The sequence below is a fragment of the Streptomyces sp. NPDC044064 genome, assembly GCF_056434245.1.
Window position 1 is genome coordinate 191,583 of the sequence record NZ_JBWKFN010000002.1, and the last position, 14,773, is coordinate 206,355.

At 70.2% G+C, this 14,773-nt stretch carries 13 protein-coding genes; 6 read left to right on the plus strand and 7 right to left on the minus strand.

Annotated elements, in window-relative coordinates; translation table 11 throughout:
- Positions 1-12: 12 nt before the first annotated feature.
- Positions 13-780: an SDR family NAD(P)-dependent oxidoreductase gene (locus AC07DS_RS03940; protein WP_479142434.1), complete on the plus strand. Its 768-nt coding sequence runs from the start codon at positions 13-15 to the stop codon at positions 778-780.
- A gap of 10 nt (positions 781-790) precedes the next feature.
- On the opposite strand, the gene AC07DS_RS03945 is transcribed toward AC07DS_RS03940, so the two are convergent.
- From AC07DS_RS03945 to AC07DS_RS03965, 5 genes are all read right to left on the minus strand, one after another.
- Positions 791-1,078, minus strand: a complete 288-nt coding sequence (locus tag AC07DS_RS03945; protein WP_479142436.1) for a hypothetical protein — start codon at positions 1,076-1,078, stop codon at positions 791-793.
- A 19-nt stretch (positions 1,079-1,097) separates the two neighbouring features.
- Positions 1,098-1,931 (minus strand): carbohydrate ABC transporter permease, encoded by an 834-nt coding sequence (locus tag AC07DS_RS03950; RefSeq protein ID WP_479142438.1) that lies wholly within the window; start codon positions 1,929-1,931, stop codon positions 1,098-1,100.
- Positions 1,924-2,826, minus strand: coding sequence for a carbohydrate ABC transporter permease (locus AC07DS_RS03955; RefSeq protein ID WP_479142440.1), 903 nt, complete (start codon positions 2,824-2,826; stop codon positions 1,924-1,926). The genes AC07DS_RS03950 and AC07DS_RS03955 overlap by 8 nt, the downstream gene beginning before the upstream one ends.
- Positions 2,823-4,079, minus strand: a complete 1,257-nt coding sequence (locus AC07DS_RS03960) for an ABC transporter substrate-binding protein (RefSeq protein ID WP_479142441.1) — start codon at positions 4,077-4,079, stop codon at positions 2,823-2,825. The genes AC07DS_RS03955 and AC07DS_RS03960 overlap by 4 nt, the downstream gene beginning before the upstream one ends.
- An 87-nt stretch (positions 4,080-4,166) precedes the next feature.
- The gene (locus AC07DS_RS03965) at positions 4,167-5,090 is read right to left on the minus strand and encodes an oxidoreductase (protein ID WP_479142443.1); all 924 of its coding nucleotides are present in this window, start codon (positions 5,088-5,090) and stop codon (positions 4,167-4,169) included.
- Between the two features lie 250 nt (positions 5,091-5,340).
- Here AC07DS_RS03965 and AC07DS_RS03970 point away from each other — a divergent pair, with 250 nt between their 5' ends.
- Positions 5,341-5,811, plus strand: coding sequence for a hypothetical protein (locus tag AC07DS_RS03970; protein WP_479142444.1), 471 nt, complete (start codon positions 5,341-5,343; stop codon positions 5,809-5,811).
- 112 nt (positions 5,812-5,923) lie between these two features.
- Entirely contained in the window at positions 5,924-6,457 is a 534-nt protein-coding gene (locus tag AC07DS_RS03975) for a DUF4232 domain-containing protein (protein WP_479142446.1), read from the plus strand.
- A gap of 82 nt (positions 6,458-6,539) precedes the next feature.
- On the opposite strand, the gene AC07DS_RS03980 is transcribed toward AC07DS_RS03975, so the two are convergent.
- Complete coding sequence (locus tag AC07DS_RS03980; RefSeq protein WP_479142448.1) at positions 6,540-6,980, minus strand: DUF7878 domain-containing protein; 441 nt, start codon at positions 6,978-6,980, stop codon at positions 6,540-6,542.
- Between the two features lie 1,004 nt (positions 6,981-7,984).
- Between AC07DS_RS03980 and AC07DS_RS03985 the strand changes: the two genes are divergently transcribed.
- The 3 genes from AC07DS_RS03985 to AC07DS_RS03995 all read left to right on the plus strand — a co-directional run bounded on the left by AC07DS_RS03985 (position 7,985) and on the right by AC07DS_RS03995 (position 11,077).
- Complete coding sequence (locus tag AC07DS_RS03985; RefSeq protein ID WP_479142449.1) at positions 7,985-8,665, plus strand: calcium-binding protein; 681 nt, start codon at positions 7,985-7,987, stop codon at positions 8,663-8,665.
- Positions 8,666-9,086: 421 nt separating this feature from the next.
- A complete protein-coding gene (locus AC07DS_RS03990) occupies positions 9,087-9,839 on the plus strand; it encodes a hypothetical protein (protein ID WP_479142451.1) in 753 nt (250 codons plus the stop codon).
- A gap of 392 nt (positions 9,840-10,231) precedes the next feature.
- Positions 10,232-11,077: a hypothetical protein gene (locus tag AC07DS_RS03995; protein WP_479142453.1), complete on the plus strand. Its 846-nt coding sequence runs from the start codon at positions 10,232-10,234 to the stop codon at positions 11,075-11,077.
- A 941-nt stretch (positions 11,078-12,018) separates the two neighbouring features.
- Here AC07DS_RS03995 and ppdK read toward each other — a convergent pair.
- Positions 12,019-14,739 carry a pyruvate, phosphate dikinase gene (gene ppdK / locus AC07DS_RS04000; protein WP_479142455.1) on the minus strand — a complete coding sequence of 907 codons (2,721 nt, stop codon included), beginning with the start codon at positions 14,737-14,739 and terminating at the stop codon, positions 12,019-12,021.
- Positions 14,740-14,773: the final 34 nt, after the last annotated feature.

Below are 14,773 nucleotides of genomic sequence, written 5' to 3' on the forward strand. Positions count from 1 at the left end.
AAAGGGGAGATCATGACCACCACCCGTTTCACCGGCAGGACCGCCCTCGTCACAGGCGCCGGCTCCGGCATCGGACGGGCCGTCGCCCTCGCTTTCGCCGCGCAGGGGGCGCATGTCGTCGTCGCCGGGCGCAGGCGGGAGCCCCTGGACGAGACCGTCCGGCTGATCGAGGAGCAGGGCGGCAAGGCTCTCGCGGTGACCGCCGACGTCTCCCGGTGCGGCGACGCGGAGGCGCTGGTCCGGGCCGCCGTCGAGTCCTTCGGCTCGCTGGACGTGGCCGTCAACAACGCCGGCGTCTTCCGGGGCGGGCAGCCTCTCGCCGAACTGCCGGAGGAGGACTGGCACACCCAGCTCGCGACCAACGTCACCGGCGTCCACCTGGCCCTGCAGGCCCAGATCCGCCGGATGCGCACCCAGCCGTCGGGCGGCGCGATCGTGAACGTGTCCTCCACGTTCGGCCTGCACGCCACCTCCGCCGGAGCCGCCGCCTACTCGGCGACCAAGGCCGCCGTGACCGCCCTCAGCCGGGGCGCCGCCCTGGACCACATCGGCGACGGCGTCCGCATCAACGTGGTCAGCCCGGGCGCCACCGCCACCTCGATGTCGCTGCGCGCCGGCGAGACGGACGCCGACCGCACCGAGCGCGCGAAGGCCACCCTCCCGCTCGGCCGGATCTCCACCACCGAGGAGGTCGCCGCCGCCGTCCTCTACCTGGCCTCCGACGACGCGGCCTCGGTCGTCGGCACCGACCTGGTGGTGGACAGCGGCGGCTCACTGTGAGCACGCGGGTTCACGGGCCGGAGCCCTCGGACTCCCCGTCGTGGTGCGCCCCGGCCCCCTCGACATCGGTCAGCTCGTCGGCCACCGCGTCCAGATCCCGCCGGGCGTACTCGTCGAGGAACGGAAACAGGGCTCCGCAGTCCCGGCAGGCCCGGGCGAGCCCGGCGTCGAACACCGGCCGGGGCCTCAGGAGTCCCGGGCGGCGGAACTTGAGCTGAAGGCGCTCGCCCCACCGCTCGCCCGAGGCGAGTTCGCCGACCGGACTCAGCCGGTCCGAGCCGCATATCCAGCAACGCATGCCCGGAACCATACGGGCCCTAGTCGATCCCCGACCGCTCGACCCCTGCCACGATCCACCGCTGCAGGCACAGGAACACCGCAAGCAGCGGCAGGATCGACACGGCGGCGGCCACGAACAGCTCGTGCAGCCGGATCACCTGGGACGTCGCGAAGGAGGACAGCGCCACCTGCACGGTCCAGGCACTCTGGTCCTGCCCGATGACCAGCGGCCACAGGAACGAGTTCCACGCGCCGAGGAAGACGATGGTCCCGACGGCGGCGAACACCGGCCGGGCGTTCGGCACGACCACCAGCCAGTACGTGCGCCAGTGCCCGAGCCCGTCGACCTGTGCCGCGTCCTCCAGCTCCCGGGGAAAACCGAGGAAATACTGCCGGAAGACGAAGCAGGCGAAGGCCGAGAACAGCGTCGGGACGACCAGTCCGCGGAGCGTGGAGATCCAGCCCAGCGAGGACACCAGCACGAAACTCGGCACGAACGTCACGGCGGCCGGGACCAGGAGGGTGCCGAGGACGGCGTGGAAGACCTTGCTCGCGTGCCGGTACGGGACACGGGCGAGGCCGTAGCCGGCGAGGGAGGCGAGGAGCAGGGTGCCGAGCGTGGTCGCGACGGCGATCAGCGCGGAGTTGAGGAGGGAGCGGGCGAAGGGCACAGAGGGGTCGTCGAACAGCTCCCGGACGTTTCCCCACCTCAACTCCCCGGGAAGGAAGGTCCATTCGGGCGAGGTGATGTCCTGCTCGCTCGACAGGCCGTTGCGGACCAGCAGATAGAAGGGGATCAGGAAGAGCAGGGCGAGCGCGATCAGCAGCACCAGCCGCAGTGCCCGCCCGGCCCGCACCAGGGCGTCATCCATCGGCGTCCGTCCTCCCCAGCCGCAGCCACCGCGCCTGTCCCACGGCGACCACGGCCACGACCAGCGCGAGGATCACCGCCCCCGCGCTGCCGAGCCCGAGGTTCTGCCCCTGTCCGAGGGCGGTGTAGTAGAGGTAGACCAGCGGCGGCCGGGCGTACGGCGGGTACCCCCTGGCGTCGGACAGCAGGTTGTAGAACTCGTCGAAGGCCTGGAAGGCGCTGACGACGAGCAGCAGCAGCACCGCGACCGAGGTGGCCCGCAGCTGGGGCAGCGTGATGTGCCGCAGCACGGTCCAGCCCGGCCGGGCCCCGTCCACGGCGGCCGCCTCGTACAGCGCGGGGTCGATCCGCTGCAGCCCGGCGAGGAAGAGGATCATGTAGAACCCGGCTTGCAGCCACAGTCGTACGGTGACGACGACCAGCCAGTACCAGGGCGGCTCGGTGGTGGAGAGCCAGGCGACGGGATCACCGCCGAACCACCCCAGCACGGTGTTCGCGAGCCCGAAGCGCACCCCGTTGAACAGGGACATCTTCCATACGAGCGCAGCGACGACATAACTGCACGCGGCGGGCAGGAAGAACACGGACCGGAAGAAGGCCCGGGCGCGGGTGAGCCGGTTGACCATCAGCGCGAGGGAGAGGGAGAACACGTACGTGACGGGCACGATGAACGCGGTGAAGACGAGGAAGGTCCGCAGGCTGTCGACGAACGCGTCGTCCCCCATCATCGCCGTGTAGTTGTCCAGCCCGACGAAGTGCGTCGGCGTGACGGTGTTGTGCGCGTCGAAGAAGCTGAGCGCCACGCTCCAGAGCAGCGGAACGTAAGTGAAGAGGGCGAGGCCGAGGGCGAAGGGGCCGACGAAGACCCAGAACCACAGGCCGTTGCGCCGGCTCACGACGCCTTCTTCGCGTTCTTCTTCACCCGGTCGAGCTCGGCCGACACCTTCCGTACGACGGCCCGCAGCTCGCTCTCCGGACCGGCACCGCCCTTGATGATCCGGCTGAGCGCGTCCTGGTAGGCGGTCTGGCAGGCCGGGGTCCACAGCAGGGGCTGGGCGTAGCCGTGCTCGGTGGTGAAGCGGACGGCGTCCGCGGCCGCGCCCGACTTCAGCCTGGTGGCCTTCCTGGCGAGGGAGAGCCGGGCGGGGATGTGGAAGCCGTAGGAGAGGGCGAAGTCCTCCTGGAAGTCGGTGCGTTCGACCCACAGCCACTTCACGTACGCCTTGGCGGCCTCCTGCCGCCTGCTGCGCGCGCTGACGACGGCACCGTACGCACCGACGGGAACGGCGGGCCGGCCGGCGCCGCCGTCCATCGGGAAGGGCAGCACCCCGAAGTCGTCGCCGAAGGCCTTCCGCACCTGGGGCAGCGCCCACAGCCCGGACCACTGCATGGCGGTCAGGCCCTGGAGGAAGGCGGAGGGGTCGGACCAGTCGGCGGGTGCGCCGAGGAGGAGGGACCTGTCGGCGTAGAGCCGGCGGAGCTTGCCGAGGGTGCGGGCGGCGGAGGGGTCGTCGAAGCCGGCCCTGCCGTCGTCGGTGACGAGCCTAAGTCCCGCCGCGTACAGAGGGGTTGCGCCGAGCGCCCCCGCTCCCCCGTCGTTGCCGAGGAAGAGTCCCTTGACCGTCCTGCCGGTGAGTCTCCTCGCGGCGTCGACGAGGGCGTCCAGGGTGGTGGGCGGCTCGACTCCCGCGTCCGCGAGCAGGCTCCTGCGGTAGTAGAGCAGCTGTGTGTCGATGACCTGGGGAACGCCCCAGATCCTCCCGCCGTGGGTCTTGGGCGTGAGGACGGCCGGGTTGAAGTCGTCCTCGACGCCGTCGAGGAGATCGGTGAGGTCGGCGACCTGGCCGCCCTGGATCTGGTCGAGCGTGGGGCTGCCCTCGAAGACGTCCGGCCCGGAGTCGGTGAGCAGGGCGGCGGCGGTCTGCTGGTCGTAGTCGCCCGGCCGCCACTGCACGGCGACGTCGGCCTTCTCGTACGCCGCGGCGTACCGTTGCACGGCCTGCTGGGTGCCGGCCTCGCCGTACTGGTGGTACCACTGCGACAGCGCCGGACCCGAGCCGCCCCCGCGCCCGTTGTCGGCCCCGCACGCCGTGAGCAGTCCGGCGCCCGCGCCTGCCGCCAGCAGCGTCCTGCGGCTGATGCTCCTCATCGTGGGCCCCCTGACATCGGTCGTCGTTGCACGGCCCAACGACCGACCATGCGCCGGGATTACGAACGGGGGCGTTGCGGCGGCGCGTCACACCTTGAGAGCGCCGAATTCCACGCCTGTCAGCTGCACCGAGGCGTCCCAGAGCATGCTCGCCACCTCGTCGTTGAGCGTCCAGGGCGCACGCCAGGACGGCGCGGGCGCACCCCGCCAATTCGCGAACGAGGGCCCGACGAAGGCGTCAGGTCGTACGTCGGGCGCGGTCGCCGCGTACAGCGTGGGCAGCGCGCCCGCCTCCGCCGGCTGGGCGAGGATCCGGTTGCCGATCTCCATGGCCCGCTCGGCACCCCTGCGCCCCTCGGCGCGCGGCCCGGCGGTCTGGAGGTTGGTGGCGGCGTACCCCGGATGGGCGGTGACCGCGACGAGGTCGGCGTGGTGCCTGGTCAGCCGCCACGACAACTCGTGCGTGAACAGGAGGTTTGCGGTCTTGGAGCGGGCGTAGGCGATCCAACGCCGGTACCGGCGCTCGCTGTTGAGGTCGTGGATGTCGATGTTGGCGAGGGCGTGCATCATGCTGGAGACGGTCACGACGCGGGCGCCCGGGGTGGCGAGCAGGGCGGGCAGCAGCAGCCCGGTGAGGGCGAAGTGCCCCAGGTGATTGACCCCGAACTGCGTCTCGAACCCGTCGGCGGTCGTCCCGTACGGCGGCGCCATCACGCCCGCGTTGTTGACGAGCAGGTCGATCCGCTCGTACGGCACCCGGTCCGCGAAGTCCCGCACGGACGCCAGGTCCCCGAGGTCCAGCCGCTCCACCTCGACCTCGGCTCCCGGCACCTCCGCCACGATCCGCTCCCCGGCGTCAAGCCCGCGCGCCTCACTCCGGCACGCGAGCACCACCCGGGCTCCCTTGCGGGCCAGCTCCCGCGCGGTGACGTAACCGAGGCCGCTGTTGGCGCCGGTGACGACGGCCAGGCGGCCGGTCTGGGCGGGGATGTCCTGCGCGGTCCAGCCCATGGGGCTCCTCCAGGCGGCACTCGTCGGACGGACCGACAGCTCGGCCCTGGGCTGAGGGGTCCAGCGTAGGCGCGAGAACCACGGTTGCCCCGACGCCGTGCCGCCTCCACCCGGCAGTCGCCGGAGTCCGTGCGCCGGCCGCGGCACTCTGCGGCAACACCCCCGCCCCGAACCACCCGCAAAAACCCGGCATGCCGTCACGAAGGCCCTTGAGGCATCATGGAGTTCATGACCGCACCCCGAAAGGCCGATGCCGCGTAACCGGCCCGGCGCCCTGCGCGGCGCCCACCGCACCACCCCGGGCCCCCGCATCTGGGAAGAGCCCCCTCCGGCCCGCATACCCGGTCTGTCCGACCGCACCAGCCTCGCCATCCACCGCGCAGAGCGCCTCTCCCCCGGCCGCTGGTTCTCACGCGGCGCGACCGAAACCGCCCTGCGGCGCTACCGCACGTTTCTCCACCCACCAGGACGCCGACCTCGCTACCCCCGCGAGTCCTACTGCGCCGCCTGCCCGGGCTGCGCCCTCGACGACGTACGCCAGGCCCGGGACGCCCTGGCCGACATCCTGCCCCTGCTGCCACCCCGCGCACGAGCCGAACTGCAACGCACACTGACACCCCTGGACCACCGCTACCTGCGCCTCACACTCCCCGACCCGCTGGCACCACGAACAGAACCGTGGTGGCACCGGCGTCTTGCGTCCGGCGTGGAGGGGTGGTGAGCACCGGCCGTGCCGGACTTTTTCCCGGTGAACGGCACAACTTTTCCGGGCGAAGGTGCATCCAACACCATGACCTTCATTCACCCATTCGCCCGATGGAGGAGGATTCGCCATGTCTCTGTTCTCTCACCACTTGTCCCGTCGCGGCACGGTCGCCCTGCTGACCGCGGCGCTCGCCGGGCTCACGGCCGGCGGGGCCGCCTGGGGCGTGACCTCGGCGGCGGCGCAGGCGTCGGCCGGGGTCCGTACCTGTTCCGCGAGCGATCTCTACCTCTCCATGGGCCGCAAGGAGGGTGCGGCCGGTTCTCTCTACTGGACCATCCAGTTCACCAACACCAGCACCACCAAGTGCGCGCTGCGCGGCTACCCGGGCGTCAGCGCCCTGGACACCGCACACCGGCAGATCGGACCCGCCGCCACCCGCACCGGCGCGTCCTACTCGACGGTGACGGTCTCGCCCGCCCACTCCACCGCCGCGGTCATCCGCACCACCAACGGCCCCGTCGGCGGACCCTGTCTGCGCACCGGCACCTACCTGCGGATCTACCCGCCGGCGTCGCACACCGCGGTTCTCGTCCCGGCGCGCTGGACCATATGCTCCGGAACCTTCCAGGTCGGCCCGGTCAACAACGACGGCACCATCTGACAGTGCCGTCGAGAAACACCAGAGGGCGGCACCCCGCACAGGGTGCCGCCCCGACGGGCCGTGTCGCAGAGCGGGCCGTTTCTCAGAGTTCGGGGATCAGGCCGGGCTCGGCGCCCAGCGCCACGACGTCCTTGCGGACGGCGGTCACGAACCGTTCGATCTCCGCGCCGAGGACCTCCCAGCCGACGCGTGAGGTCCAGGAGTCCGGCTCCGAGACGGAGCCGACCCGCCATCCCTCGGAAGTTCCCAGGATCCGCACCTCGCCCACGTCCGCGTAGGACATCGAGTCGAACTCGAAATCTCCGCGCTCACCGGCCGGCCGCCGCAGCCAGCCCACCAGGGCTCGCGCCAGCTCGGCCACCGGGAAGAATTCCTCCGCCAGCACCACACGGTCCTCGTCCAGGATGGTCAGGTCGGCTTCGATGTCCACGAGGAGCACTGCCGTGGGCGCCGTCTCGGGACGCAGGCCACGCCGTTGCAGGTCCTGCGCCCCCAGGTTCTCGTACGCGAACTTCACCGTCATCCGGCCCTCCCGACGGAAAGCCTGACTGACTCGGACACCCGCAGAACGGGAACCCGCCTGCCCGTCGGCTGGATCGGGGCAAGGCCTTTTGGGTGGATCTGGCGCCATAGCGGTCAGCAACCGACCGTGGCCCGGGAAATCTCACTCACGGTTCTTCCACGCCTCCTCTTGCCCTCTTCTCGTTAGGAGTGATTGTGGTCTTTTCGCTGCCAGTCGGCATCGACCGGTCCGGCCGGGCGTACTCGCGTGTGCGCGGAGGTTGCGCCGGTTCGAAAGGCCGTCGCGCACGGACCCTCGGTGTCGCGGTCGGTGTGCTGTGTGCCGCCGGCGCGGCTCCGGTGACAGTGGCCGGAGCCGCTCATGCGCAGGGCACCTGCACCACCACCGGTACCACCACGACGTGCACGTTCGACTTCACGGGCGCTGAGCAGACGTTCGCCGTGCCTGCCGGGGTCAGTGCCGTTTCGGTGACCGCGGTCGGGGGCGCGGGCGCCACGTTCAACAGCGGTGCCGGTGGGAGCGGAGCGCGAGTGACCGCGACAGGGGTTCCGGTCACCCCGAGCAGCACGCTGTACGTCGAAGTCGGCGGCAACGGGGCCGTTGGCTCCGGCGGCTTCAACGGTGGCGGGAACACCCCCGGTGGCCCTGGCGGCGGCGGCGCCAGCGATGTCCGTACCGCTGCCATGAGCACCGGTCTCACGCCCGATACCCGCCTGGTCGTCGCCGGTGGAGGCGGCGGAGGCGGACGCCTGAGCCTCGGTGGCGGCGGGGGCGGTGGCACCGCGGCCGGTACCGGCGGAGCAGGCGGCACGGGCAACAGCGGGGGCGCAAATGGTGTCACCGGGGGGAGCGGAGGGGCGTTCGGTGCCGCTGGAGGCAAGGGAGGAGACGGCGGCTCGTCGGCCGACGCCACACCGGGCTTTCCGGGCGGCGCCGGTGGAACCGCTGCGGCGAATGTCGCCGGAGGCGCGGGAGGAGGAGGCGGCGGCGGGAGTTCCGATTCCGTGCCGGGTGACGGCGGGGGCGGCGGAGGCGGCAACACCGGAGGCGGCGGAGGCGGCGGAGCGACAGCCGGTCCGGGCACGCTCGGCACCGGCGGCGCCGGCGCTCCGGGAGGCGGCGGTGGCGGCGGTGGCGGCTACTTCGGCGGCGGCGGCGGTAGCGGCGGCGCCGGGTTCGGAGGCGGCGGTGCGGGTTCTTCGTTCGTCACCCCTCAGGCCACCGCCCGTACCGCGGCGCCCGCGCCCAGCGGCAGCGATCCTCAGGTGATCATCTCCTACTCCACGGCCCCGCCTTCGTGTGCGACCGTCACACCGGCCAACCCACAGGGCTACAACATCATCACCGGCACCGACCGTGCCGATGTCCTCAACGGCACGTCCGGACCCGATGCGATCTTCGGTCTGGGCGGGAGCGACATCATCAACGGCCGCGGCGGCAACGACCTGCTCTGCGGCGGGGACGGCAGCGATGTCCTGACCGGAGGCGACGGCGACGACCGTCTCGAAGGCGGCGACGGCAACGACGTGCTCCAGGGCGGCAACGGCAACGACGCGCTCCAGGGCCAGGCGGGCAACGACGCACTCGACGGCGGCCCCGGCACCAACACCAACGACGGCGGTCCCGGCATCGACGCCTGCGCCCGCCCGGCAACCGGCGTGAACGCAACCCAGTGCAACCCCTGAGCGCTTACAGCCAACGCCAACAAGCGCCATTCTGCCTGGTCAGCGAAGTAGCTTGACCGTCTCCGCAGATGATGCACGGAGGGGCGCGCCACCCGCACACAGGGTGCCGCCCCGACGGGCCGTTCTTGATCAGCGCTGAGGCGTAGACGTGCCGAAGATTGTTCAACCGTCACAGTCCCGGCAGGCTCTTCGCCCTCCAGCCCGAACAGCTCGCCCTGCCGGATCTGTAGGCCCGGTGGGGCCTCACAGGTCCGACGGAGGCGATGTCGTCCATCTCGCTGCATGCGTAGGCCGGTCGGTGCACCGGTGGGCCCGGACGGCCCCTGGGCGGTTCCCGCGCCTGGCGGGAGGCTGAAGGCAACAGACCCGCGTCCGCCGGGTCGGGCGGTCGCGGCAGGGACAGCCCGGAGGGGTGATGATCATGCCTGGTACGAGCAGACGGACCGCTGCCGCGCTCGCGGCCCTCGCGCTGGCCGGCACGCTGGCCGCCGGATGCGCGGCAGGCGACAGCGCCTCCAGGGGCGCCTCCCTCCGCCCGGCCGCCGCGCCGAGCCTCTCCGGCAGCGATTGCTGGAGGTCGGGCACATCGGGCGACAACTGGGACGACTGGGATTCGTGGGGGCCCGGCATGGGGCCGGGCATGATGGGCAACGACTGCTCGTGGGGTCCCGGCATGATGGGCGGTCACTACTGGCAGCGCGGCAACGGCACCCCGGTGAAGACCATGGACCAGGCCCGACAGCACGCCGACGCCTTCGCCGGCTTGCTCAACCTGCGCGTCGGCGAGGTCATGCAGTTCTCGAAGAACTTCTACGCCGAACTGGAGACCCCCTCCGGCAAGCCGGCCACCGAGATCCTCGTCGACCCGGCCGACGGTGACACCGGGATCGAGTACGGCCCGGCGATGATGTGGAACACCGACTACGGCATGCACCCCCGCGGCCAGACCCAGCCCCGGATCTCCCGCGAGCAGGCCCAGGACCGCGCTCAGCAGTGGCTGCGCGACCGGGGCAGCGGCCTGACCGCCGGCGAGGCCGAGGCGTTCCCGGGCTACTACACCCTGCACACCGTGCGCTCCGGGAAGACCAACGGCATGCTGTCGGTCAACGCCTCCACCGGCACCGTGTGGGACCACACCTGGCACGGCACCTACATCGCGACCAGCGAGCACTGACAAATGCCGGGAACCATGCCCCCGGGGCGATGACCCCCCGGCGTCAGCCTCATGAGTGTCCACCGTCCGAGCCGCGGGCCATCTCTGGGCCAACGTCCCTATCCCATGGCTGGTTTTCTGTGGGCCAAGATCAGGGCGCGTGCCCCTCGTCGAGTGCGCGGGTGATCAGATCGTCTGAAACAGCGCTCGTCACCCACAGCACGGATTCGTTGTCAAGATCCGAGATCCCGTGACGTGACCGGAGCACTCCGCATGCGGCCCACTGGTAGCACGGGATGGAGGTCAGGTGCCCCTCCCGAGGCGGAAGAACTTCAGTGGTACGACCGCCGAAATGCACCCACGCCTGCGGGGCCGTCGTCAGGCCGTCCCGCTCATTCTCACAGGAGGAATCCGTGGCCCTTACTATTAATGCGGTAACTATCGACGACCAAGGTCGCGTCAACGCCGTCTACCGGTACGATGGATTTGGAACCTCGTGGACTAAAATCCAAGGCCCGGTCACCAGCACCGGTACTTTTGGAGGCGGGTGGGGGCTAGTCGTCGGGAGTGCTGACGGAGCCACAGCAGATCAGGAGTTCAGTTACAACGGCAGCCCGTTCGACTGGCAATTCCTGAGTCGCAGTGGTGCGTCGTACGCTGTCACCGACGACACGGTGTACAAAAGGTCCGCCGACGGAAGTGCGGTGCTCCAGTTCGATGGCTTCGAAGACGATGGAAGTCCGCTGTGGAGCAAGATCGGTGATTCTTCCTTCGACCTCATTGGTGGCAGATTTGGGCTGATGGCTCAGATGCCGAACTCTATCGACGGTCACACATTCCTCTATACTGGAACTCCAGACAAATGGGAACATATAGGGGAAAAGGGCGGTGCGTACGCAGTCTCATCCGACACTGTGTACAGAACGGAACCTCACGGCAACACGGTCTTCCAATATGACGGCTTCGGAACTTCCTGGACCGACATAGGGAGCCCCCATGGTGGTACCGAAACTCTCACTGCAGGAGGGTTCGGGCTCATCGGCACGTCATTTGCATCGAATGGACTATTCCGATATCGCGGTTCCCCTGGCAACTGGGAACGCATAGGCGACTTCAGTATCTCGTGCGCGGTCACCGACGACACGGTATACAGAGTGGGCGCTAACGGGACCGTTTTCCAATACGACGGTTCCGGGGTGTCCTGGACGTCAATCGGCCGCCCTGACCGTGTGCACACCCTCGTTGTCGCCGGAGAATGAGCGGTCTGGACAGGGTCCCCCTGCACGTCATCGCACACCCCCGTGCTCGTGACCGGGAACAGCACGGCGCGGGGCCGGTGCCAGGGTCCGGCCGTGCGGGCCGGCGGCTGCAGCCCGTTCAGGTCGGCCGGGTCGGCGATGACGTCGAGGACGACCAGCCACCGGCACGGCGTCGCGTTCGCCTTGGGCTCCAGTCAGGCCAAAAACGCGCGCGGCCGCTTCCCGGGTCCGCGGGGCCGGCGCCCAGGATCTCCACGGCTGCCTGCGTACACCCGGAGGCGGCCGCGGTGGCGTTGCTCGCGGTGATCCACACCAGCACGTGCAGTTCATCGGCCTGCCAGGCGGTGCGAACGTGGTCGACGGCCAGCTGGGTCTTGCCCACCCCAACTACCTGATGCGGCCACGCGGCCGTGGGCCGCACGGGCTCCGTAGTGGTGGTGGATTTCCTTGCCCGTGACCGGGCGACAGAGCAAACCTGGAACAGACGCCGATTCGCCCAGGCATCCCCCAACAGCAGCACGCAGAGGAAAACCTGCAGGTCACAGATAGCGGACTTAGCCCGCTGTAAATCTGCCGGCCCCGCCGGCTGGGCCCTTCCCGGCTGTCCGAGGGCGACCAACAGCGCCCGCCAACGGCCATGAGGGCACGGCTGCCGACGGTCGGCGGGCGGGACCGGGCCGGCTCCTGGAGGGCACAACCAGGGCACAACGACGTCACGCGGGATCAACGGCAACCAACACCAGCAACCGCCATCTAGCCTGGTCAGCGACGTAGCTTGACCGTCTCCGCAGACGATGCACGGAAGGGCGCCACCCCCGCACAGGGTGGCGCCCCTCCTTCTCGTGCGCCGGAGCCGCCGCCGATCGGTCTGAGGGTCGGGGACCGACGGCGGCTCCGGGGTCGGGGGAGGCCGGGCTCAGGGGCCGGGCCTCCGGCAGGGGTCAGCGGTGGTCGCTGCCCTCCGACTGGGTGGCCGCGCGGCCTGCTTCGAGGCGGGCGACCGGGATGCGGAACGGGGAGCAGGAGACGTAGTCCAGGCCGACCTCGTGGAAGAAGTGGACCGACTCGGGGTCACCGCCGTGCTCGCCGCAGACGCCGAGCTTCAGGTCGGGACGGGTCTCGCGGCCCGCCTTCGCCGCCGCCTTCACCAGGGAGCCGACGCCGTCCTTGTCGATCGTCTCGAAGGGGCTGACGCCGAAGATGCCCTTCTCCAGGTAGGCCGTGAAGAACGAGGCCTCCACGTCGTCCCGGCTGAAGCCCCACACCGTCTGGGTCAGGTCGTTCGTGCCGAAGGAGAAGAACTCCGCCGCCTCCGCGATCTGGCCGGCCGTGAGGGCCGCTCGCGGCAGCTCGATCATGGTGCCGATCGCCAGCTTCAGCCGGGTGCCGGTGGCCGCCTCGACCTCGGCGATGACCTGGTCCGCCTCCTCGCGGACGATCTCCAGCTCCTGGACCGTGCCGACGAGCGGGATCATGATCTCGGCGCGCGGGTCACCCTTGCCGTTCTTGCGCGCGGCCGCGGCCTCGGCGATGGCGCGGACCTGCATCGTGAACAGGCCGGGGATGACCAGGCCGAGGCGGACGCCGCGCAGGCCCAGCATCGGGTTCTGCTCGTGCAGGCGGTGGACCGCCTGGAGCAGCCGCAGCTCGTTCTCGTGCGGCTCCTGGCGGGACTCGGCCAGGGCGACGCGGACCGACAGCTCCGTGATGTCGGGCAGGAACTCGTGCAGCGGCGGGTCGAGGAGGCGGATGGTCACGGGCAGGCCGTCCATCGCCTCGAACAGCTCGACGAAGTCCTTCTTCTGCAGGGGTAGCAGCTCCCGCAGGGCGGCCTCGCGCACCTCCTCGGTGTCCGCGAGGATCAGCTTCTCGACCATCTCGCGGCGCTCGCCGAGGAACATGTGCTCGGTACGGCACAGGCCGATGCCCTGCGCGCCGAAGCGACGGGCGCGCAGCGCGTCCTCGGCGTTGTCCGCGTTGGCGCGCACCCGCAGGCGGCGCTTGCGGTCGGCGAAGGCCATCATGCGGTGCACGGCCTCGACCAGCTCGTCGGCGTCGTCGGCGCCCGGGTGCATCCGGCCCTCGAAGTACTCCACCACGGGGGACGGGACCACCGGGACCTCACCGAGGTACACCTTGCCGCTCGACCCGTCGATGGAGATCAGGTCGCCTTCCTCGACGACGTGACCGCCGGGGACCGTCATCCGGCGGCGCTTGGTGTCGACCTCCAGCTCCTCGGCGCCGCAGACACAGGTCTTGCCCATGCCGCGCGCGACGACGGCCGCGTGGGAGGTCTTGCCGCCGCGGGAGGTCAGGATGCCCTCGGCCGCGATCATGCCGTCGAGGTCGTCGGGGTTGGTCTCCCGGCGGACCAGGATGACCTTCTCGCCCGAGCGGGACCACTTCACGGCGGTGTACGAGTCGAAGACCGCCTTGCCGACCGCTGCGCCCGGCGAGGCCGCGATGCCCCGGCCGACCCGCTCGACCTTCGCGTCCTCGTCGAAGCGCGGGAACATCAGCTGCGCCAGCTGGGCGCCGGTGACGCGCTGCAGCGCCTCGGTCTCGTCGATCAGGCCCTGGTCCACCAGCTGGGTGGCGATGCGGAAGGCGGCACCGGCGGTGCGCTTGCCGACTCGGGTCTGGAGCATCCAGAGCTGGCCGCGCTCGATGGTGAACTCGATGTCGCAGAGATCCTTGTAGTGGTTCTCCAGGGTCTCCATGATCTGCATGAGCTGGTCGTACGACTTCTTGTCGATCGACTCCAGCTCCGCGAGCGGGACCGTGTTGCGGATGCCCGCGACCACGTCCTCGCCCTGGGCGTTCTGGAGGTAGTCGCCGTAGACGCCCTGGTGGCCCGAGGCGGGGTCGCGGGTGAAGGCGACGCCGGTGCCGGAGTCGGGGCCGAGGTTGCCGAAGACCATGGAGCAGACGTTCACCGCGGTGCCCAGGTCACCGGGGATGCGCTCCTGGCGGCGGTAGAGCTTGGCGCGGTCGGTGTTCCACGAGTTGAAGACCGCCTCGATGGCGAGGTCCATCTGCTCGCGCGGGTCCTGCGGGAAGTCCCGGCCGGCCTCGGTCTTGACGATCTTCTTGAACTTGGTGACCAGCTTCTTCAGGTCGGCCGCTTCGAGGTCCGTGTCCACGGTGACCTTCTTGGCCGCCTTGGCCGCCTCGAGGGCCTCCTCGAAGAGCTCGCCGTCGACGCCGAGGACGGTCTTGCCGAACATCTGGATGAGACGGCGGTAGGAGTCCCACGCGAACCGGTCGTCGCCGGCCTGCTTGGCCAGGCCCTGGACCGACTTGTCGGAGAGGCCGATGTTCAGGACGGTGTCCATCATGCCGGGCATGGAGAACTTCGCGCCGGAGCGGACGGAGACCAGCAGCGGGTCGTCGGCCTGGCCGAGCTTCTTGCCCATGTTCTGCTCGAGGGCGTCGAGGTGCGCACTCACCTCGTCACGCAGTGCCGCGGGCTCCTCACCGCTCTCCAGGTAGACCTTGCAGGCCTCCGTGGTGATGGTGAAGCCGGGAGGGACCGGAAGACCCAGGTTGGTCATCTCGGCGAGGTTGGCACCCTTGCCGCCGAGGAGGTCCTTGAGGTCCTTGTTGCCCTCGGTGAAGTCGTAAACGAACTTCGCTACGTGGGGTTCTTTGTTTTCCGACACGGGTCTCGACTCCTTGAGGCCGCGGTGGCTGCCC